The sequence below is a fragment of the Halosimplex amylolyticum genome (assembly GCF_051414035.1).
Classification (GTDB): Archaea; Halobacteriota; Halobacteria; order Halobacteriales; family Haloarculaceae; genus Halosimplex; species Halosimplex amylolyticum.
The window spans coordinates 247,421-268,456 of the sequence record NZ_JBLKNW010000003.1 but is presented as its reverse complement, the minus strand read 5'-3'; the positions used below and the strand labels follow the sequence as shown (position 1 = coordinate 268,456).

The following is a 21,036-nucleotide window of genomic DNA, read 5'->3' as shown; positions in this document are numbered from 1 at the left end:
CCGCACCACACCGTGCGAACCGTCGCCGGTCCGCAGTCACCGGTGGCAGACGGAGACCAGTTGCCCGGTCTCGGTCTCGCTCTGTTCGAGCCTCCTGCGTTGCTCGTCGTTCAACCGGCCCATGGTCTCGTCTCTGACGAGGCCCGGGGCGTCGATGGGATCCTCGCCGGACTCGAACCTGAGGTCGAGGTACGTGATCGGTTCCTCGCCCGCTTCCGTCGAGACCTCGAGCGTCGCCGTGCTCCCGTCGGTCGCGTCGCCGCCGTCGGTACCGACATGGTTCCCCCGCTCGGTGAACGCGCTCAGCTCGAATCCCTCGCCGCTGCGGACCGTCACCGCGACCGCGTCGGTCGGCGGCAGTTCGATGCGGAGGCCGTCGTCCAGGAACTCGAGGACCTTGCCGACCTCGTGGTCGATGGGGACGACGACCGGGACGTAGTCCCAGAGCATCGGCAGCTCGATCAGTTTCGGGTCGACGACGACGTCCTTCAGCGACAGGGGCGACGTCACGGGCGTGTAGTCGTCGAACTGCCCGAACTCGACGCAACACCCCGAGAGACACGACGCGACCTCCGCCAGCCGACACAGTTCGACGGCGACGACGTTCGAGTCCTCGTGGGAGATCTCGTCGTCGAGGACCGAGTCGGCGATCGTCTCGAGCGTCGACCCGGCCTCCTTGAACTCCTCCCTGCCGCCGACGAACTCCGGGAGCGACGCGCCGAAGGCCTCGAACGCGTCGGTGAGCTGCTCGGCGACGAACTCCGTGAACCGCTCCGGCACGTCGTAGACCTCGTCGAAATCGCCGCTGTCGTCGTCGTCGAGCCCGTCCCGGGTCACGGTCGCGATGGCGTCGGCGAGGAGCGCCGGTCGTCCGGTCTGCGGGCCGCTCCTGACGTATTCGAACTGCGAACGAAGCTCCTCGAACGCGCAGGCGACCTTCCTGAGGGCGTCGCGGCGGAGTTTGGACTCCTCGAGGTAGTAGACGAGCGGGTCCAGGCCCTCCGTCCCGCCGCCGGATATCGTCAGCGTGCTCCCGTCGACGTCGACGCTCGTCCCGCCCGCGCCGGCGACGTGCACCTCCCGGTCTTCGACGCCGAGCGACGCTCCGCCGTCGGTGTCCCAGACGGAGAGCGCGAGTTCGTGGGGGTTCTCGAAGTCCGTCGCGTGGTCGAGCAGCCCGGTGTAGAGCATGTCGTTCGTGTAGACGTACGGGCGCGGCTCGGTGTCGTCGTCCCAGTAGTCGACCGACTGCCAGGTCCCTTCCTCGTCGGCCTCGAAGTGTCCGAGGAACACCGCCCCGGGCTCGGGGGTCTCGCACGAGCGGACGCTGCGGAACTGGTAATCGTCGTCGTCGAGTTCGTGGTACCAGCGCGCCGGCAGGTGGGCGGCGTCGTTCGCTGGCGCGATACGGCCCGTCTCCGTCGTCACGTCGGACTGCACCTCCTCGTTCGTCGGGAACTCGACCCGATCGAACGGCAACTGCTTCTGCTCTGTCTGGCGTTCGGCCGCGTCGGCCGGCCCGCCCCGATTCGTGACGATCTCGTAGGTCTCGACCGTCCGGTTGTAGTCGCACTGCTCCTTGCAGGCGTCCTCCGACCCGTGAGCCGGCACCGACTCCGTGAGGCAGGTGTCGTATTCCACGAAGACCGACGCCTCGTCGACGGTCCCGTCGGTGGACTCGGGTAGGGGCTCGCTGTCTCGCTCCGGGACGACGATCTGTCGGCCCGCCCGGTCGATGGCGATGCCGGCCTCGACGACGGCCCGCGGCGGCGCATCCGGGTCCTCACTGGGCTCGATCCGCGTTCCCAGTCCGCAGACGATTCCCCAGCCGGTCACCTGCGCGGTGAGCGTCTCGAGGCGGTCCGCGTGATACTCCTGCTCGGCCAGCATGTCGCGGGCCGTCATCAGCTTCCCGTTGAAAAACCGGTTGCGCTCGAACCGTTCGAGCGAGTGGTTGTCCGCTCCGTTCTGATCGTGAGCTGTCGCGTCGTTCTGTGAATTGCTCATTGCTGAATTCGGGTGTCGTGGTGCGGTCGCGTGTCGTTCGTGAGGCGGTGCGGCGTGCGGCGGGTCGGTCTGCGCCCGTCAGCCGAGTCGGGCGTCCTCCCCGAGCCGCGATTGCAGTTCCAGGTGCCCGTCGGGTTCGCGTTCCGCGAGACGCGAGTCCTGACCGAGGACGCCGTCTCCGAGCGCGAACTCGCGCGAGGAGAGTCGGCTGTTGACGCCGAGGTAGGTGTGATACCCCCGCGCGTCGGCCACCTCGTCGCCGGTCCCGTTCAACACGGTCGCGTCGCGGAGGTGAACCGTTCGGCCGGTCGCGTGGGCCGGCTGCTGGGCCTCGACGAGGCGGTCGATCGCCGCGGCGGCCTCGTCGCTCACGTCGGGGTGGAGCAAGACGAGAAAGCCGCGAGTACAACTGATCAGCCGGTGGTACAGTACCTCGACGTCGTCGGCGTCGATACAGGTCAGGTCGCCGTGCTCGATCAGCCAGACGACCCGCCGGCCCGACTCGCCATCGTCTCCGCGTAATTCGTCCGTTTCGGCTCCGTCCGTCTCGGCATCGCCCGCCACGTCCGTTCGCGCACTGCCCCCGCCCGTCCGAATCGCCGTCGCGTCGCCGGGTATCGAGGGCTTCGGGTCGTCCAGCGGCGTGACACCGGCGTCGGCGTGGCGGAGATACAGGCGGACCGTCGCGAGCAGTCCCTCGGCGGTCCCGCGCTTCCGGTAGAGATCCGGCGCCCGACGGATCAGCGCCCGCAGCGCCGGCGTCGACCAGGTCTCGTCCGCCTCGACCGCGAGCCACTCGCCGAGCCAGTCGAGGTGCTCCGTCGGGATCCCCGCGGGATCGGCGTACTTCGACGCGCTCGCGATCTGTTCCTCGATGTCGACGAAGGTGCTCTCGAACAGCGAGAGGTAGCGTTCGAGGAACGCGGCGCTCGAGGGGTCCTCCCGGTAGACGGCGGGCAGGTGGCGCAGGTACGACTGCCGCGGGAAGTACGCCCGCACGCTGTCCACGCGCGGCGTGACGCGCTCGTCGCCGACGAGGACGAGTCGGACCCAGAGGTACCGCCCCTCGGCGTCGGGCACCAGCGCGTCCTCGGGGTTCGGTCGGTCCAGTTCTCGCCACTCGAAGCGGTCAACGTCGACCTCGCCGCGGCCGAGCGCGGCGCGGGCGTCGGCGAGGAGACCCGCCGCGTCGGAGAGCGAGACGCTGTGACTGTCGGTCCCGAGTACCAGCGCCAGTTCCCCCGCCGGCAGTTCGACCAGCGCTCCGAGGTCGATGACGCCCGCGTCGCGGAGCCGACGGCCGTACGCCCGGCCGATCCCGTCGATCGCGGTCGGCGGATCCGACGGCGACGCGTCCCCGCCGGCCGGCAGCCAGTCGTCGTCGGTCGCGGCGAACTGCACGCGGACCTGCGACCTGGCCCGCGCCCGCCCGTCGCCCCGGTGGAGACCGAACGTGAGGCGGTGCCACTGGATCCCGCGCTCGCCGGCGTCGAACCGGCCGACGACGGCCCCCCGGTACGCTCCCTCCCCCGTCCGTCGGTACGTACGGCCGGCCGCGTCGAACAGTCGGAGGTCTCCCTCGCCGTCGACTGCGTACAGCTCCGGATCCACGCCTTCGCGGTCCGGGACGCCCGTCTGCAGCGCGACCGTGCTCCCGTCGACCACCGGCAACGGCTCGAACCCGTCCTCGTCGGGGCGGTACCTGAACAGCCCGGCTTCGCCCGGGCCCGCAGCGCCGACGCCGACGAGCACCTCCCCGACGCCGACGGCCTCGACGCAGGTGGGCGCAACCGGGCGTCCGGAACCGGCGACGGCGAACGCCGACGGGGGGATCCGGACGTCCGCGGTCGCGCCGGTCGCCGACACGTCGGCCAGCGACGCCGGTTCGAACAGCTTGACGACGGGGGCGGTCGCCGGCCGGCTGCCGAGGACGACGACGTTCCCGACGCCGTCGGTGGCGACGTCGACGGGGTTGAACATGTGTTCGGCGACCGTCCGGAGGTCGCCGTCGGGGCCGACGCGGCGGAGCCGCCCCTGCGCGGTCGTCATCGGGGCCGACGGGTCGCCGCCGTCGAGCGCGTACACCGTCCCCTCGCTCACCGTCAGCCCGACCGGGTCCTCGAGCCCTTCGGCGATCCAGCGGGTCTGGAGCAGGTGGGCGGACAGCGCCTGCACCCGCCCGGTACCCCGGTCTGCGACGTAGAGCGTGTCCTCGGTCGCGGCGATGGCCGCCGGTTCCCCGCCGTCCTCGGGGTTCCAGACGCAAGCGAGGCGCGTCAGTCGGTCCTGCGTCGCGTCGTACCGGTACACGTCCCCGTCGGCCGTCAGGACGTAGGCCGTGCCGCAGCCGTCGACGGTCACGTCGACCGTCTCGAATCCTCCCTCGCCGACCCGGCGGGGCGGATCGAAGGACGGGAACGGATCGGTGGCGAGGGCGACGCCGCCTTCGGCCACTGACGCGTTCGTCCGGTACCAGTCGGCCCACTCCGCGGCCGTGTGGGTCCCGACGAACGGGAACGTCACGTCAGAACCCCCTCCCGCAGTCCGCGGGCTCGTCCAGGACTCGCACGGTCACGGCTTCGAGCGCGGGGAGCGCCGCCTCGCTCGCCTCGAACTCGCCGTCAGCCGTCTCGACCGACACGTCCGCGACGGTCTCGATGCCGTCTGTCTCCTCCAGCAGTTCGTAGATCTCCGAGGGGTACACCGGGCGGCCGAACGGCCACCCGTCGCCGTCGAACCCCCGGAGCGGGTCGAGGAACTCGCGGACGGCGTCCGCCCCGGCGCGGCGTCGCTCCGCCGCAACCGTCCCCTCGACAACCCGGACGTCCGCTTCGACCGTGACGGCCACGTAGGTCGGCGCCACGGCGGTGACGTCGTCGGTCAACAGTGCGTGGCGCTCGAGGTGGCAGTCGACGGCGTCGAGGAACCCCTCGCTCGGCACCGGACGGACGTCCGGCGGGCTGAACGGGACGACCACGACGCGGATCGGGTCCGCGGGGTCGCGCCCCTCGCCCCCGGTGAGCACCGCCGCGCGCCCGAAGCGCAGTCCGGGCGTGTGGGTCGCCACGTAGGCGTAGTCGGACGGGGTGACGGTCCGGAACGGGGTCTGTCGCTCCTCCTTCGCCCGCACGAGCGCCGATTCGACGGATTCGGCGTCGGCGCCGCCGGTGGCCCGGCCCAGCGGCGTGACCGCGGCGGCGTCGAGCGGTTCGCACTCGAACTGCCACGCCGTCGACGCGGGAACGTTCCCGTCGGTGCCGCCGCCGAACTCGCAGTCGGTCGCGACGACGGCCTGCCCCGGTTCGGGCACGGCGCCCTGCACGCCGTCGCCGAACCGGACGACCCCCGCCTCGCGGTCGAGGACGTAGTCGCGGTCGTCGGGCCCGGAGCCCGCGAAGTCGGGGACCTCGCGCCACTCCCGCTCGCCGACCGAGACCGTCGCCGACTGCACGGGCGCGCGGTCGAAGTGGAACCGCTGTCCGGGACGGGCCGTCGTCTCCGGTCCCTCGCGGCGCTCCAGGGTCACGGTCACCGGCCGGTCGGGGTCGTCGCAGTCGACGTCCGTCACCGGCGAGGCGTGTTCGACCGCGACCACGTTGGTTCGGACTGCCGAGAGTTGCGGCGGGACTTCGTAGTGGACCGCGGGCGCCTCGGGCGACCGCTCGGGCGCGTCACAGGATGGTGACGGTGCCGGCGGGTCGCGGCGCGCGAGGCGCCCGCGGACCCAGTAGTGGGGGTCATCCCCATCGAAGAAGGCCACCGGCGCGTCCGGCCAGTCGCCGGGCGCCGGGAGCGAGACGCGGCCACCCTCGTAGAGGTGTCGCGTCCCGTCGCGCACCTCGGCGTCTTCCACGGCCGCGAACGCGCGCCAGCGGTCGTCGTCGAACCAGCGGACGCCTCCGCCGTCGTCTTCTTCCCCGTCCGGCTCGCCGTCACCGTCCGACGGCGGGACGTAGTACTCCCACACGACGCGGTGAGACGGCTCGAAGCGCACCTGCTCGTCGCCGTGGCTCGCCGGGTCCGGGAGGTTCGCATCGTGGTACTCGACGTCGAGTTCGAGCCGCGACGCGGCCGCGAACGGATCGGCCCGGAACCCGAGGTAGAGCGCGTCGCCGGCCGCCGGGTCGTCGCCGAACGCCCGATAGGACATCTCGTCGGCGTCGTTGGCGACGGTGACGTCCGAACGGCCCTCACGGCGGACCGACACGACCGCGTCGACGGAGGCGCCCGTCAGTTCGGTCACTCCGCGCGCCCGGAAGCGCTCGGTCGATTCCGGGCCGGCGACGGCCAGCAGCGGTTCGCCCTCTCGCACCCGAGCGCCGTCGACGTCGGCGGACAGGTCGACCGACAGCCGGGCGGTCGCACGGCGCGGCGGGTGGGGCTGGACGCCGACGAGTCGGAGGTACTGCGCCAGGTGGCCGTCGGTGAGCCGGTCGAGGCGGTAGTCGTCGGTCTCGGCGATCCAGGCGAACAGTTCGAGGAACGTGATCCCCGGGTCGTGGGCGTTGTGGTCGGTCCAGGCGTCCGAGTGGACCGGGATGCGCGAGCGGGCGTCCTCGAGGAACGCCTCGTACTCGCGGTCGTCGAGTTCGGGTACGTCGAGACCCATCTATCGCTCCGCCTCCCCGGAGCCGGCCCCGGTCGACCCGAGCCGAACCGTGACGTCGTGGGTACCGCTGTGGACCAGCGCGTCGGCCGAGACGCTCGGTGACTCGTCGCCCTCGCGCACCGTCGTCGCCCCCTCGCTCGACGCGAACGTCACCGAGAGGTCGGCGACGTGGTCGACCCCGTCGACGCCCTCGAGGACGGCGTACAGGTCCGACATCGTCGGCAGGTCGCCGAACGCCCAGCCGTCGCCGTCCTCGCCGCCTGAGAGCGGGTGCAGGAACGAGGCGACCGCGCCGGCCGCCGACTCCTCCAGCGTGGCGACGCCGCCCGCCTGCGCTGCGACCAGCGTCGCGTCGACCGACGCGGAAACGTAGCTCGGCCCGCGGACGACGAGCCGGTCGGCCGCGACGAGCGTCGCGGGCGCGCGTTCGGCGACCGCCGCCTCGACCTGGGCCTTCAGTCCGGTCGAGGGGACCGGCCTGTCGCGCGGCGCGTCCGGGACGACCAGCAGCGTGACCCACCCGGGCTCGTAGTCGCCGCCGCGGTCCATCTCCGGGATGCACCTGGCCCGCGCGAGGCCCCGCGCGGAGTCCGTCGCGATCCGCTCGTAGTCGGCGGCGGCCACCGCCCGGTCGCGGTCGCGCAGTCGCCCGGGAGCCCGCGAGACGACCTCCCGGGAGGACTCCGCCGGCGCCCCGCCGCTCCCGGGTGCCGGGTTGGTGACTCCCTCGACGTACTGGATCGCGTTCTGGAGCCCGTCGACGGCGCCGGCCGCCACGTTGCCGTCCGGCCCGCCGCCGGTCCGATAGCGCACCTCGACGCTGTCCGTCCCGCGGGGCGGCACTCGGCCGCGGGTCCCGTCCCCGAAGGTCACCCGCCCGGCCGTCCGGTCGACCACGTAGTGGCGGTCCTCGGGACCGGAGTCGAGGAAGTCGCCCACCGGCGTCCAGGTCACCCAGAACCGGTCGACGGTCCCGTCCGGCGCGGTCTCGACTTCGACGGTCGGCGACTCCGCCTCGCGCAGCGCCGTCCGCTGGCCCTCGGAGAGGCGGGCGAGTTCGTCGACCCAGACCGTCTCGTCGAGCACTGGCGCCGTCGACGTCTCGAACGACTGCGACGGATCGCCGTCGCTCGACCCGAGGGTCTCGCGCTCGACCAGGCGGACGTTCGCGGCCCACGCCGCGTTCGGCGACACGTCGGTCACGAGCGGCGGCCGCCTGGTCGGCTCGCCCGCCGGCGGCTCGGTCTCGAGCGTCCGACCGCACGGCCGGACCGTCTCGACCCCGCCGTCGGTCCGGAAGCCGCCGTCGTCGAGGTCGAATCGGCCGGACCCTCCGCTCCGGAACTCGCCCCTCGGGAACTCCCCCGACGTGTACTCCCCCGTGGCGAACTCCGCGATGGGGGACTCGTCGATCGGGTACTCCTCGATCGGAAACTCGTCCGCGGGAAGCGCTCCGATGGGGTACTCCTCGATGGGGAGGTCGCCGAGTGGGACCCGCCCGACGGGAAACGCTTCGATCGGTAGGTCACCGATCGGATACTCGTCGCTCGGGAGTTCACCGATCGGGACCCGATCGAGGGGGTACTCGTCGCTCGGGAACCCGTCGACGGGGAGTTCGCCGATGGGGATCTCGTCTATCGGGAACTCGTCGACCGGGAGCTCGCCGATGGGGAATCTGAGGTTTCCGAGCCAGCCGGGGAGCGCGGTCGTCTCGAACGGGTGGCCGGTCACTCGCGCCCGTATCCAGTGACGTTCGGTGCCGAACAGCGAGTGTGGCGCGGTCTCGCCGGGGAGGACGAGCCGAACGATGCCGCGTTCGGTCAGGCTCTCGGTTCCGTCCCGGACGTCGAGTTCCACCCACTGGCCCTCCGGGTCGACGCAGTACTCCCAGCGCACCCGCGGGTGGAACTTGTTCGGGAACTGCTGGTCGTCGACGTCGACGAACAGGGTGAGCGGGCCGCCGCGCAGCGGCGCGTCGAACCCGAAGTAGAGCGTCTGGGACTCGTCGGGGAGCCGCCGGAACGGACGCACGCGCCCGCCCGACGCGGCGGTCAGGTCGCTGACCGCGAGGTGGTTCTCGGCGAGGAGGTGGGTCGCCGACGCGGACGACAACGTGGGCTCCGCGGGAGTTCGGGCCTCCTCGACGTAGGAGAGGTACGAAGTGCCGATCCTGCGGGCCTGCTCGGGCTGTTGCGCGTAGCTAATGGTCAGGGAGTCGAACCGCGGCGGAAAGACGACGTGGGTGCTCTCCCAGGCGCCGTACGGCCCGGTCGTCTTCCACGTGCCGTAGCTCCCGCCGACCAGGCGACAGCGGATCCAGCGGTTCTCGTGGCCGGCGACGCTCGTCTCCGCGAGGTCGTCGGGGACCGGGAACCGCACCGTCTGGTCGCCACCGACCAGGTCGCCGGTGCCGTCCGCGAGGCCCTCGATCCGCGACCACCCCTCCCCGTCCCAGTACTCCCAGGACAGGTCCGGCTGCCCGACTTCGCGGACCCACCCCTCCGGATTCCTGTCGCCAAGAACCGAATCGATCGGCGCGTCGCTCTCCTTGACGTCCGGCCGCTTCCCGAGACCGAGCCCCTCGAAGCCCAGTTCGAGGGTCGACCCCGACTTCGAGAGGGCCTCGTCGGCCGCGACGTAGAAGGTGCTCTGGCGCTGTGGCGCCGTCCCGAGGGGGTAGTACGTCCCGTCGTCCCCTCCGTCGACCCCGTCGGCGTCGTCGTCGTCGAACGGGAGCGGGACGTCGTCGTACAGCAGGCGATCGGGGGTCATCTCCTTCGTCGGCCCCTCGCCGCCATCGCCACCACCACCGCCACCACCGCCGCTGCCGTCGGTCCCCCTGACGGGGCCCGGCCCGACCCCGACGTCGGTCCCGAGACGCAGGTCTGCGATCGCGTCCGCCTCGTGGAGCGACGGCACCACTGCGCGGATCCACCGGCTCTCGACGCCGTCGACGGCCGTCTCGGTGAGAGTTCCGTCGAACGCGAGGTCGAGGACGACCTCCCCGTCCGTCGACGCCGTGTCGACGGACGCGACGGGGTAGAATCGGTGCCACCGCTCGACCGTCTCGGTCTCTGTCCCCGTTTCGACGGGCGCTTCGCCGTAGTACTGCCAGTCGAGCCTCTCGACCACGTCCGCGTCGGCGTCCGTCGAGAGACGGAGGCGGATCGTCGCCCGCCCGTCGTCCTCGGGCTGTTCGACGTTCAACTGGGCGGTGTCGCCGACGTAGAGGACGTGTCGCTGCTGGTTCCGTTCGGCGAACAGCCGCTGGTCGCCGCCGACGGCGAGACCGTCGTCGCTCGCTGGGGCCCAGTGGTCGCAGACCCGGTCGACGGTCGGGTCGACGCCGTAGAGCGCCTGCAGGTTCGCGGGCGTCGCCTCGAAACGCTGGTCGTCCGGAACGGTGAACGGCTGCTCCGGGCGACTGTCGGCCGCGGACGCGACGACTCGGGTGCCGCCGTCGACGACGGCGTTCTCTCTGGCGCCGTCGGCGACGGCGAACGCGACCGGGAGGCGCGCCGGCTGGGGCGGCTGGCGGTCGAAGCCCAGCGCGTCGAAGAACGCGATCTGGTGTTTCTCCGGGACGCGGTCGAGGCGGTCGACGACGTCCTCGGCCATCTCCGCGAACAGCGCGGCGAGCGTCGTCCCCGGCCCGGGTGCGGTCGGGTCCCACTCGGCCGTGTAATACGGGGCGATGGCCGTCAGGTGCGACAGGATCGCGTCGCGGTCGCGGCCGTCCACGTCCGGCGGTTCGCTCATCACGAGACCTCCAGGTAGAACGGGTACACGAGGTTGAACTCGTTGTTCGTCTCCCTGACGCGGTAGTCGACGTCGACGAGGAGGACTCCCTCGTCGAGCCGCTCGGTCGAGACGTCCACCGCCAGCACCTCGATCCGGGGTTCCCACTCCCTGAGCGCGTCGCGGACGCTCGTCTCCGCGAGCGTCAGCGTCGACCGGTCGACCGTCGCGAAGGCGAAGTCGTGGATGCCGCAGCCGAACTCCGGTCGCATCACGCGTTCGCCCTTCGCGGTCTCCAGGATCAACCGGATCGACTCCTCGATGTCGACCCGCCCGCGCGACCGGGTGATCGACCCCCGTTCGTCGGTCTCGACGGGGAAGGCCCAGCCGCTCCCGAGGAAGTCCTCCGCGGTCTCGCGGGCGTCGGCCCCTCCGGGCGCACGGCTGGCGCCGCCGTCGGTCGCGGCCGCCGTTCGCCGGTCTCTCGGCGGTCCGTCGTTGCCGCTCATCCGATGATCACGGACGGGCACCCGGAGGCGATGGTGTTCGGCGGACCGCTCTCTACGATGGTGTCGCCCTGGCGCGCGGCCGGGACCCCGTTGATGAGGACGCTGGTGCTCCCCGCGACTACCGTGCCAGAGACGTGCGGGACGACCCCGGTCACGAGCGGACAGGGGTGGACGTCCGACAGGGCCCGCCAGGCGGGTTTCCCGCCGATGAGGACGTCGGGACTACCCGGTCCCGACAGCGGCGTTCCGTGTGCGGTCTGGTCGAGTGCGCGTGCTGCTGGTGGCATGTGTATCAGTTGATCTTGACGAGCGACCCGTTGATCTCCAGGATGCCGTCGGATTCGAGTTTCAGACTGCCTTTGCCGGTTATCTCGACGGTCGGGGCCTCGATGGTGAGTTCCGTCCCGCCGGTGATGTCGAGCGACCCCTGCGTCGCGTCGAACTCGATGCTGTTCTGGTCCTTGCTGTCCGTGATCGTTATCGTCTCGCTCCCCGACGAGTCGTCGAGGACGACGCTATGTCCGCCGCTCGTCGTGATCTCGACCTTTTCGGACTGCTTCGCGTCGTCGAAGACGAGTTCGTGCCCGCTCCGGGACGTGACCTTCCTGACGTCGTTGTTGCCCTCGTTCGTCCCCGGCGGGGCGTCCTGGCCGTTCCAGAGGCCGCCGATCACGTACGGGTAGCGGACGTTCCCGTCGGCGAAGGCGACGAGCACCTCGTCGTCGACCTCGGGGATGAAGTACGTCCCGCGCTCGTTCCCGGCCATGGCCGTCGCCACCCTGGCCCAGACGCTCCCGTCGTCGTCGCGCCAGGGGTAGGTCACTTTCACCCGCCCCATGTTCTCGGGGTCCTGGTTGTCCGTGACGATACCTACGGCGACGCCGCGCATCGACGCCGCGCCTCCCGCGTCGGTGTTGTCTGACGTGCTCATAGTATCCCTTCGAACAGCTCCGCCCGGCTCGCTTCGAACGACGTCGTGTACCCCGAGTCGTCCACCCGGTGCGTCGTCGACGTCACGTAGTAGGGCCCGGTGAAGCCGCGACCGAGGCCCTCCAGGACCACGACCTCTCCCTCGCGGATCTCCGGCAACCCGATCGTCTCACAGCGGCCGCTGGTGGTCGGCGCGAGGTCGTACCCGGCGGCGTCGGCGATCCGCTGGGCCTCGCGCTGGGACTCGACGACCGCTCGGCGGACGTCGGTCTCGTCGCCCCCCTCCGGGACGGTCGCCGTCGCCGTGACGGCGTCTTTCTTCCCGGGGTCCCACGCCCGGACTTCGACCGACCCGACCGACTGGTTGGCGTCCTCCTCGTTCGGCCGGAACGACTGGAGGGACTTCCCGTACTCGAGCGTGACGACGGGCGCCGCCAGCGGGTTCGGCTTCCGGAAGTGGAAGACGCCCCCCTTGACGAAGAACTCGTAGCCCAGCCGGTCGGCCAGCTGGTCCCTGAGGAACGCGTAGTCCGAGACGCCTTCCTGGATCACCGACTGGAACGTGAGGTCGAGCGCTCCCGCGAGGTCGACCGAGACGCCCCGGAACGGGTAGCCCGCGACCACGTCGGCGACGACGGCGCTCACCGTCGTGTTCGACCACGACCGCGACCGCGCGCCCTTCGTCATCTCGTGGGCGAGGTCGTCGGCACGCACGCCGAGCGTGGGGCCGCCGCTCGACGGGAAGTCCGGCTGGACGGATGAGACCGTCCCCACGAACATCGGTCGCAGCGTGTCGCCGTACCCCAGTCTGACGACGACGGGCATCCCCGCTATCACGGGGTTCTCCGCGAAGTCGACGAACGAACCGTGTTCGTGGTCGTATCGCTCGTTCAGCGTGAACTCGGCGGTGTTGGTCTTCTCGACGCCCGTGTCCACCGTGAGCCCGGAGATCCGCCCGTCGGCCTCCCGGTAGGTTCGGGGTCCGACCTGGACCTCGAACCGCGGGGAGTAGAAGTGGTCGTAGTCGTCTTCGAGGTGCGTCAGCGTCATCTGCCGTCAGACTCCAGTTTCGGGATCACCAGCGTGGTTCCGGGGTCGAGTCGGCGCGGTTCGGCGAGGTCGTTGGCCTCCGCGATCGGTCGCCACGTCGCCGGGTCGCCGTACTCCTCGTCGGCGATCAGCCACAGCGTGTCGCCGGCGGTGACCTCCCACACCGTCCGCCGGTCGGCGGACAGTTTGGGCGTGGCCTTCGACTGTTCCTCGGGCGTCCGATACCGCCTGAAGTTCACGTCCGCTCTCGCCCGCAGGGGGGTGCCATCCTGCTGGAACAGCGTGAACCGCTTGTTCGCGCTCTCCATGACGGCCTTGAACTCCAGGGTCCCCCAGACGAAGCGGCACTTCGGCGGCGCGTGCAACTGGCCGTCGATCGACAACAGCGCGTCGAGGCGCTCCGTCCGGTCGCGGACGTCGTCCGTCGACTCGTCTTCGGTCACGTCGAAGAACAGCTCCATCGACAGCGTCTCCGACTCCCCGCTGACGAACTGGGTCAGCGGCGTCGTGATCCCCGCGACCGACTGCTCGCCGTAGTTCATGCGCTTGTCGACGCTGTACTCGTTCGGGTTGAACCGGAAGCGTATCTCCTCGCCTCGACGGCTGCCTTCGAGGATCCGTATCTTCGCTTTCGGCAGGTCCGCGTCGGTGGCCCGTCCGGACACGTCAGCGTCCCTCCCGCTCGCGTTCCCGGCGCATCTTCCGGTCGAACTCCTCGTAGAGTCGGTCGAGGACGCGCTCGTTCACGCGGCCGTCCGACTGGATGACCGTCCGCTCGGCGACGCCGTCGTCACCGGTCGCGTCCGCGGAGCGACCGCCTCGCTCGCCGACCGCACCGCTTCCACGGTCCGACCCGCTGTCGGCGTCGGCCACCGATTCTTCGACCCCGTCGACCACCGCGTCGATTGACGGCCCCGACCCGCCGGTGACGGTGAGCGACGGTCCCCGGTCGACGTCGCCGGGGGACCGCCCGCTCGCGGCGGCGGTCGGACTTCCGGCGGAGGCGACCGTCGTCGGGACCGTCTCAGCCGCTCCGGGCCCTCTCGCGCTCGTCTCTCCCGATTCGGACCGGTTCCCGCCGGGCGGGTTTCGCTCGAACGCGTCGCCCAGCGTCTCCGCGGCCGGGACGGTGGCGGTGCCGTCGGCGTCGCTGGTCGACTCTTCGACGACGGTCCGCACCGGATCGCTCACGGTGAGATTCGCGGTCGAATCGCCCCCGCGGTTCTGGCCATCGTCTCCGTCGTGGCGGTCGCCGCCGTCGCGGCCGTCGAATCGACCACGTCCTTCGTGCTGCGTCGGATCCGGGCGCCCGTCCGGCTGTCCGTCCGGAACGTCCCCGGCGTCGCGCCGACTGGGACTGCTGCTGACCGTCAGGTCCCTGCCGAGCAGGTCGTCGGCCGTCGACTCTGTCGCGTCGCCCCGGATCACCTCCCGGACCCGGACCTGTTCCTCGTCAGCGTCCGGCCGGTCTCCGTCGACCGCTTCCTCTCCGGGCGGCGACAGCTCTGGCGACGACCTGGAGCGGGCGTCGCGGTCCTCGGAAGCGAACGCCCGGGCCACCAGCGGCGCCAGCGTGAGGTAGGATAGCGCTGTCGGCGGACCGCCGGGACCGGCGCGCACGCCGGTCGCGAGCACGCCGTCGAACGACCCGGTGACGGTCGCCAGCCGGTGCTCCGTTCGGCCGGCGGCGGTCGCGCCGAGCCCCGTGACGCCGATCGGCCGTGCGAAACGTCTGAGTTCGATGTCCTTGGGGTTCTCTGCCACGTGTTGTCCTCTGTTTGGTGTCGGTGTCTGCCACTACGTGTTAAACGATCGCTAATTACGCGCAGGTTACTTATTAGTTTCTCTGAACTGTCCGTTGATAGGACCGGAGGGCGAGCGGGAACTGGGGAAGCGTTTTTCTCGTTCGAATGTGAACGTGGTTACATGAGTCCCGGTCTCGCGGTACGCGCGAGTCGTGATCGGCGATGAGTTGCTGCACGCGCGAGACCGATCGAGAGGAGCGGGTCACTAGGTCGCGGCGGGGAACGGCGAATCGGGACGATCCGTCGACAACGCGAAACGGCGGCATCGAGTCGGTGCATCGCGCGGTCGGAAATCAGGCCGTCCAGCGGCTTCACGGGCGTGACGACGCCCGGCCGTTGATCGACGTGAGCGATCCGGGCGACCCTGCCGAGCGGGAGGCCGAGCGGGTGACTGACGAGGTGATAGGGGCTGCGGATCCGTCGGGGGTGTCACGTGCGCACAGCCAACGCGAGGCGACCATGCGACGGTCGGCAGACGCAAGCGGATCTCTCAGCGATGACAGTCCGAGCGAGCAGGCAGTCGGGTCGCTCGAAGGGGACGGACGACCGCTCCCGACGGCTGTGCGATCGTACTTCGAGCCGCGTTTCGGTCACGACTTCGGCGACGTTCGAGTCCACGTGAACGCCGCGACGGACGAAGCGGCCGGTTCGATAGACGCCCGAGCGTTCACCGTCGGACGAGATATCGGATTTCGACGCGACGAGTACGATCCCGCCACCAGCGACGGGAAACGACTACTGGCTCACGAACTGACACACGTCGTGCAGAACGGTGGTACCCGACGGAGCCGGGGAACCCGCTATGTCCATCGACAACCGGAACGCGGCGGTGCCCGCGCGAAGTCGACCGACTCCGAGGAGGAGCAGCGTGACACGGGCGTCCAGGCCCGCAGCGAGTACTTCGGGACTCGGAATGGCGGGCCCGCGGCGTCTCTCTACTTCGAGACGGACAGTTCCCGGCTCGACCCCACGGATCTCGGGGTCCTCCAGCAGATCCGCGAGGACGTCGAGGCGATCCTCCTCAACCAGGACGAACGCTCCCGGTTGAGGGACCCGCTCTCCGTAACGATCGTCGGCTTCGCTGACGAGCGTGGGTCGAGAAGCTACAACGAGGACCTCTCGATGTCGCGCGCGGAGACCGTTGAACAGCAGTTGAAAGGACTGCTCTCGGCCGGTCCCACCCGGACGACCTCCGTGGAGTTCGTGCCGCGGGCGGGAGGAATTGAACGGAGTCGAACGGGGGACCAAGCGGCCGATGATCTCAGCGAGCATCGCCGGGTGGACGTGTATCTGTCTCACTCCGTTCCCGAACCGCAGGAACCGAGCGCCCCGGAGTGCGACTGCCCGAGCACGGAACCGTACAACCAGACCGCGCTCGAGTTCGTTCGTTCCCACTCGGACGTGATCGAACAGGCGGCCTCGTCCTCTTCGGCACCGAAACACGCGGTCGCCGCCGTAATCGCCGACGAGTACGGCGCTCAACAGCGGTACTACGGACTGTTAGATGCGGCGCAGGACCGAGTCGTCGGCTCGCTCCCCGAATCCTGGATCGAAGTGGATCAGTTCCTGGATTTCGATTACAAGCTACTGAACGCACTCGAAAACGACATCGGTCCTGCTAATTTCAAGGTGCGCACGGCCCTAGAGAACTGGCGCGCCGAACACGGGTCGACCTCTTCGGAACCGTCAGACGCCGAGGTCAGTGCGATCATCGATTCGCTCCTCACCGTCAAAGGGACAGTCGACGCGACGGTCACGATGATAGAACGGGCCGAGAGCCGCTTCGGTGAGTACGTGACGGAGTATCCGCAACCGTGGGCCGAAGCGATCTACGTGTCGTATTTCAAGCAGGGTGAACAGTATTTCGTCCGGTTCGCCGACGCCCGATTCGAAGACGAATCGCACCAGCCGTGCCCGGGGACCGCCGGGTGCCGATTCGTAGACCATCGCGAGCAGATAACCGATGCGCTCGAGTGAGCGATCCCCGGGCGACCGCTCAGCGGTAGTGAACCGTTCGGACGTGCCCGTGTCTCTCTGACGGCGTCGTCGCCGTGGTGACAGCGGGAAAGAAATATCAATACGCGGGTCATCGATAGATCAAATGACCCCCACTCGTCAGGGGACCGCAGGACGGGGTCGCACGTGACCCGCCAGCAGATGGAGACCGACCGAGGCGACGAGCGTGCGCGGACCAGCGAGCGCGACGCCGACCGGTCGCGGGCGTCGCAGCGAGAACGGGGACGGATAGCGGACGTCCACCGGAGCGTGGGAAATCAGGCGGTCCAGCGGATGCAACGGGGGCGAAGTGGTGGTGACGGAGTCGCCGTCAGTAGCCCGTCGGACCCTGCCGAGCGGGAGGCCGAGCGGGTGGCCGAGACGATGATGGAAACGACCCGCCCGGAGACGACTGCGGATACCCGGGAACGGGATTCGGCCAATGCCATTCAGCGCACGTGTGGCCGGTGCCGACGCCGGTATCGGCGGGGGAAGCCCCTGAACTGTGAGGAGTGTGAGTCGATGCTCCAGCGGGACGGCCGGTCCGCAGGGCCGCCCGATGTCGACGGCGAACTCTGGGGAGAGACATGGTCGCTCCGCGACGGTGGCCGGCCGCTACCCGAGTCGGCCCGGTCGTTCTTCGAGCCGCGATTCGGGGACGATTTCGGGGACGTTCGCGTCCACACTGGTCCTCGGGCAGACGAACTGGCGAGGTCCGTACGTGCCACCGCGTTCACTGTCGGCAGCGATGTCGTGTTCGCTTCCGGGCAATACAGACCCGAGACGGACGACGGCAAACGGTTGCTGGCACACGAACTGACCCACGTTGTTCAGCAGCGGCGGACGCAGACACCTGCCATTCAGCGCCAAGACGAAACCGACTCGGAGCCGACCGAGCCAGAGCGAGGGTCGAATACGGTCGTATCACTCGTCATTCGGAGGGCGACTGATACGGTGGTGGTCGGCACGGACGACGACAGGGAATACACGTATCGACTAACCCGATTCAAAGAAATCCCGCCGGGGACGTATGAGGCGGACGGCGGAACGAACGGATTCGCGATCGACCCACGAAAGCCCGAAAACGATCTCCCCAGCAAGTATTCCAACAAACGGGATCTAATCCGGATTGAGAAGACCGAGGACACCGCTCCCGGCGCTCCGTCTCCCGGTGACCTGACGTTTTCCGACACGGTCCACGTGAAGGTAACGGCGAGTGAGTCTGAGACCGCTGGTGATGAAGGTTCTGCAACGGCCGAAACAGCCGGCGACGAATCGACGAAAGAGAGCAAATCAGCCGAACCGTCCGAGGGTCTGGAAACCGAACCGGTGGTCGAACCGAACCCTCTGGAACTCCCGGGCTGGGTCCCGGCCCGTGCGCGGAAGGCGATCCAGTCGAACGAGTACGCGACCATCAGTGAATTCGAGGTCCGCGACGGTCTCTATCGGTTTCCCGATGCCGGCGAAGGGCCCTTCGGGGACGTCCTCGTGTGGACCGCGCCCATCGGCAGCGGATACAGGAATGTCCAGGCCTTCCAGATGTTCCCGAGCGACAGGGCGTACTACCGGCCGTTCGCCGAGGGAAGCGACTTCCAACTGGAGGTGTTCCACGACACGTTCACGGAGTACAATCAGGACCTCTGGTGGTACGTCACCCAGGGCGGGCTCTCGATAGCGCAGGCGAGGAGGCGGATACGGGAGAACGCGAGTGAACGGCTGAAGCTCGTGTACAGGGCGGCGCTGACCCTGTTCGAGGCCGGATTCGGTGGTCTCGGGATGTACAGCGGCAGTTCTCGCGTTTCGCGGCGAGGCCGACAGAAGAAACACACCGAGACCGGGACCGAATCGTCGGGGACCAGGGGCAAACGAGGACAGTCGAAACAGCGCTCGGAAGCAGGCCAGAAGGCGTCCGGGGAGCGGGAGGCGCGCTCAGCGCAGAAAAAGACAGAGGGAGGAAAGTCCGCAGGCCGCCAGACTCCCGTCGACGAACTGCCAGTGGTCGCGAAGTTCGGAAAGTCCGTTCGGGAGGACCTCCTCGACTACTGGAAGAGACGACTAGACCAGGCCACTTCGTCCAGCGACCGCTCGAAGTATCGTGGATATATCGAGCGTATCGAGAACCAGGATCGGCCGACACCGACGCAGTCTGAGGAGGAGATCGCGTACATGTACAGCTCCATCGGCAAATCCAAACGCGAGGTGTCGTTCAAGCACGGACGGGAGGCTACACACGGTGCCGAAGGCTCGACCCGGCCCGACGTCCTCGGTTCGAAGGTGATGATCGAAGTCAAGCGAGTGAAACCGGAAAATAAGAGCTCTCTGCACGGAAAACTGAAAAAGCAACTCGCGGATCGCGCGACTGAGGGACCGGCCGGCTACCGCCAGACCATGGTCGTCGATGTTCGGGGACTGGACATCTCGCCCAAGCGGCTGGAGGAGATCGCCGAGGAGATTGTCTCAGACGTGAACGAGTCGCTGTCGGCACGGTCGATGGAGAACCTCCGGGAGGTTTCGCTTCAGGACGTCCAGTTCGTTACTTGGTGAACGCCCGCAGCGTTGTCCTGACTGAGAGGCCGCCAGTTCGTGACTCCCTTCTCACTCCCCGGAACGAACCTTCAGCGACAGAGTAGATCGGGTGTCGTTTTCTTTCGACTCCCTCTACTTCCTGGATACACGTTCTGACGGAACGTCCAGCAGCGGGCGTCCGACAGCGAGAACCTGTCAGTTCGCGACGGGAGGACGCTCCCTCGGAAGGGTGGTTCGCGGTACACTCGAGAGGGACTGTCTCCGGTCCGAAGCGAGGGTGACGACCAAATCGTCCAGCGGTTACACGAGACGCGTGGACTGCGTGTGAACATCGAGTCGATGGCCCAGACGCGACGCTCATAGTAGCGTAGATTCATCGAAGAACCGGAATTCGAAAGATCGGGCGCCCTAGAGGGCGGAGCGACAGTCGCTGCGTATGGGACGGGCCCCACGTAGTCTCGTTGGCGATCGACTGGACGTTACTGTGTGACAGTCCGGTGAGGTGAGGGGGAATTCTGCCGTGGTCAGTGAAGCGACTCCCCGTACTCTCCGAACTCCTCGGCGCTCACCAGCCGCCCGGTCTTCTGTAGCTCACGCCGCAACGCTCGGACGACGTGTTTCATCTCGACGCGACCCTCACCTTCCGCCCCGCCGTCGTCGGCGGCGAGAAACGCCGCCGTCAGCGCGACGTTCTTCACGCTGCCGCCGGTCAGGTCGAACGACGAGAGGAACTCGTAGTCGAGGTCGCCGACGGGCGTGTCCTCGGGGAAGATCGACCGCCAGATGGCGTAACGCGAGCCCCGGTCGGGGCGCGGGAACTCGACGGTGCGGTTGATCCGCCGCTGGAAGGCGTCGTCGATGTTCTCCTCCAGGTTCGTGGTCATGATCACGGCGCCGTCGTGTTCCTCCATGCGCTGGAGGAGGTAGCTCACCTCGACGTTGGCGTAGCGGTCGTGCGAATCGGAGACCTCCGAGCGCTCGCCGAACAGGGCGTCGGCCTCGTCGAAGAAGAGGAGGGCGTCGCTGTGCTCGGCCTCGTCGAAGATCCGCTTGAGGTGTTTCTCCGTCTCGCCGATGTACTTGCTGACGACGCTCGCCAGATCGATCTTGAACAGGTCGAGGCCGGCCTCGCCGGCGATGATCTCCGCGGCCATCGTCTTCCCGGTCCCCGAGGGGCCCGAGAAGAGGACGTTGAGCCCGGTGCCGAGGCTGAAACGGTCGGCGAAGCCCCAGTCGGCGTACACCGTCCCGCGGTGGGAGACGTGGGCCGCGACGGCGCGCAACTGGCGCAGTTCGTCGTCCGGCAGGACGATGTCGTCCCAGGTGTAGGTCGGCTCGGTCCGCACGGCCAGGTCCCCCAGCGTCTCGCGGGACTGGGCGCGACAGGCGTCGTAAATCGCGTCAGGCGACAGTCCGTCGTCGCCGCCTCGGCGCGCCTGCGCGACGGCGTCGTCGATCCGGCCGCGGGTGAGCGCGAACGTCGCCGCGAGGTCGGCGGTGTCCACGGCGACGGGGAGGTCGGCGGCGCGGCGCTCCCAGAGCTCCTCGCGCCGTTCGTACCCGGGCCGGGGGAGGTGCAGGGCCGCGACGGCGTGCGAGTCGAGGTCCCGCGGCGGGCGCCACTCGCGCTCGCCGCTCAGGAACACGTGGTCGGGGAAGCCGGCGAACTCCCGGGCGAGAGCCTCGACGCCGGCGTCGCCGTCCGTCTCGTCGTCGAGGCGGTCCACGTTCGTCAGGTGAACGACCGCGTCCCGCAGTCGGGCTTCCCGGTGGACTCTGTCGACCGGATCGGCGCAGTCGCTCGCGAACAGTCGGGACGCGTCCGCCCGGACGACCGGCCGGTCGAGCGCCGTCGCCATCGCCGCGA

Annotated in this window: 13 protein-coding genes; 2 read left to right on the top strand and 11 right to left on the bottom strand. The window is 69.3% G+C overall.

Translation table 11 applies throughout. From position 1 onward, the window contains the following. Positions 1–36 precede the first annotated feature (36 nt). The 10 genes from ACMGFE_RS16365 to ACMGFE_RS16320 form a co-directional block, all read right to left on the bottom strand. On the bottom strand, positions 37–2,007 hold the full coding sequence (locus ACMGFE_RS16365; RefSeq protein ID WP_436926298.1) for a hypothetical protein: 1,971 nt from the start codon (positions 2,005–2,007) through the stop codon (positions 37–39). A 78-nt stretch (positions 2,008–2,085) separates the two neighbouring features. Next, positions 2,086–4,530 carry a phage tail protein gene (locus tag ACMGFE_RS16360; protein WP_436926297.1) on the bottom strand — a complete coding sequence of 815 codons (2,445 nt, stop codon included), beginning with the start codon at positions 4,528–4,530 and terminating at the stop codon, positions 2,086–2,088. A gap of 1 nt (position 4,531) precedes the next feature. Beyond that, the gene (locus ACMGFE_RS16355) at positions 4,532–6,616 is read right to left on the bottom strand and encodes a putative baseplate assembly protein (RefSeq protein WP_436926296.1); all 2,085 of its coding nucleotides are present in this window, start codon (positions 6,614–6,616) and stop codon (positions 4,532–4,534) included. Then, on the bottom strand, positions 6,617–10,375 hold the full coding sequence (locus ACMGFE_RS16350; protein WP_436926295.1) for a putative baseplate assembly protein: 3,759 nt from the start codon (positions 10,373–10,375) through the stop codon (positions 6,617–6,619). Next, positions 10,375–10,863 (bottom strand): GPW/gp25 family protein, encoded by a 489-nt coding sequence (locus ACMGFE_RS16345; protein WP_436926294.1) that lies wholly within the window; start codon positions 10,861–10,863, stop codon positions 10,375–10,377. The genes ACMGFE_RS16350 and ACMGFE_RS16345 overlap by 1 nt, the downstream gene beginning before the upstream one ends. After that, positions 10,860–11,150: a PAAR domain-containing protein gene (locus ACMGFE_RS16340; protein ID WP_436926293.1), complete on the bottom strand. Its 291-nt coding sequence runs from the start codon at positions 11,148–11,150 to the stop codon at positions 10,860–10,862. The genes ACMGFE_RS16345 and ACMGFE_RS16340 overlap by 4 nt, the downstream gene beginning before the upstream one ends. Positions 11,151–11,155: 5 nt before the next feature. After that, positions 11,156–11,794: a phage baseplate assembly protein V gene (locus ACMGFE_RS16335; RefSeq protein WP_436926292.1), complete on the bottom strand. Its 639-nt coding sequence runs from the start codon at positions 11,792–11,794 to the stop codon at positions 11,156–11,158. Beyond that, positions 11,791–12,843, bottom strand: a complete 1,053-nt coding sequence (locus ACMGFE_RS16330; protein WP_436926291.1) for a phage late control D family protein — start codon at positions 12,841–12,843, stop codon at positions 11,791–11,793. Before ACMGFE_RS16330 ends, ACMGFE_RS16335 begins: the two co-directional genes overlap by 4 nt. Further along, positions 12,840–13,508, bottom strand: coding sequence for a CIS tube protein (locus tag ACMGFE_RS16325; protein WP_436926290.1), 669 nt, complete (start codon positions 13,506–13,508; stop codon positions 12,840–12,842). The genes ACMGFE_RS16330 and ACMGFE_RS16325 overlap by 4 nt, the downstream gene beginning before the upstream one ends. A 1-nt stretch (position 13,509) precedes the next feature. Further along, entirely contained in the window at positions 13,510–14,607 is a 1,098-nt protein-coding gene (locus ACMGFE_RS16320; RefSeq protein ID WP_436926289.1) for a hypothetical protein, read from the bottom strand. Between the two features lie 203 nt (positions 14,608–14,810). Between ACMGFE_RS16320 and ACMGFE_RS16315 the strand changes: the two genes are divergently transcribed. After that, positions 14,811–16,625, top strand: a complete 1,815-nt coding sequence (locus tag ACMGFE_RS16315) for an eCIS core domain-containing protein (RefSeq protein WP_436926288.1) — start codon at positions 14,811–14,813, stop codon at positions 16,623–16,625. Positions 16,626–17,165: 540 nt separating this feature from the next. After that, a complete protein-coding gene (locus tag ACMGFE_RS16310) occupies positions 17,166–19,187 on the top strand; it encodes an eCIS core domain-containing protein (RefSeq protein ID WP_436926287.1) in 2,022 nt (673 codons plus the stop codon). 506 nt (positions 19,188–19,693) lie between these two features. Here the strand turns inward: ACMGFE_RS16310 and ACMGFE_RS16305 are convergent. Further along, positions 19,694–21,028, bottom strand: a complete 1,335-nt coding sequence (locus tag ACMGFE_RS16305) for an ATP-binding protein (protein WP_436926392.1) — start codon at positions 21,026–21,028, stop codon at positions 19,694–19,696. Positions 21,029–21,036: the final 8 nt, after the last annotated feature.

What these genes read in the sequence shown, in the direction of transcription:
- ACMGFE_RS16315 (WP_436926288.1), top strand. Translation starts at nt 14,811, where the DNA reads ATGAGTTGCTGCACGCGCGAGACCGATCGAGAGGAGCGGGTCACTAGG.
- ACMGFE_RS16305 (WP_436926392.1), bottom strand. Translation starts at nt 21,028, where the DNA reads ATGGCGACGGCGCTCGACCGGCCGGTCGTCCGGGCGGACGCGTCCCGA.
- ACMGFE_RS16310 (WP_436926287.1), top strand. Translation starts at nt 17,166, where the DNA reads ATGCTCCAGCGGGACGGCCGGTCCGCAGGGCCGCCCGATGTCGACGGC.
- ACMGFE_RS16355 (WP_436926296.1), bottom strand. Translation starts at nt 6,616, where the DNA reads ATGGGTCTCGACGTACCCGAACTCGACGACCGCGAGTACGAGGCGTTC.
- ACMGFE_RS16335 (WP_436926292.1), bottom strand. Translation starts at nt 11,794, where the DNA reads ATGAGCACGTCAGACAACACCGACGCGGGAGGCGCGGCGTCGATGCGC.
- ACMGFE_RS16340 (WP_436926293.1), bottom strand. Translation starts at nt 11,150, where the DNA reads ATGCCACCAGCAGCACGCGCACTCGACCAGACCGCACACGGAACGCCG.
- ACMGFE_RS16330 (WP_436926291.1), bottom strand. Translation starts at nt 12,843, where the DNA reads ATGACGCTGACGCACCTCGAAGACGACTACGACCACTTCTACTCCCCG.
- ACMGFE_RS16365 (WP_436926298.1), bottom strand. Translation starts at nt 2,007, where the DNA reads ATGAGCAATTCACAGAACGACGCGACAGCTCACGATCAGAACGGAGCG.
- ACMGFE_RS16350 (WP_436926295.1), bottom strand. Translation starts at nt 10,375, where the DNA reads ATGAGCGAACCGCCGGACGTGGACGGCCGCGACCGCGACGCGATCCTG.
- ACMGFE_RS16345 (WP_436926294.1), bottom strand. Translation starts at nt 10,863, where the DNA reads ATGAGCGGCAACGACGGACCGCCGAGAGACCGGCGAACGGCGGCCGCG.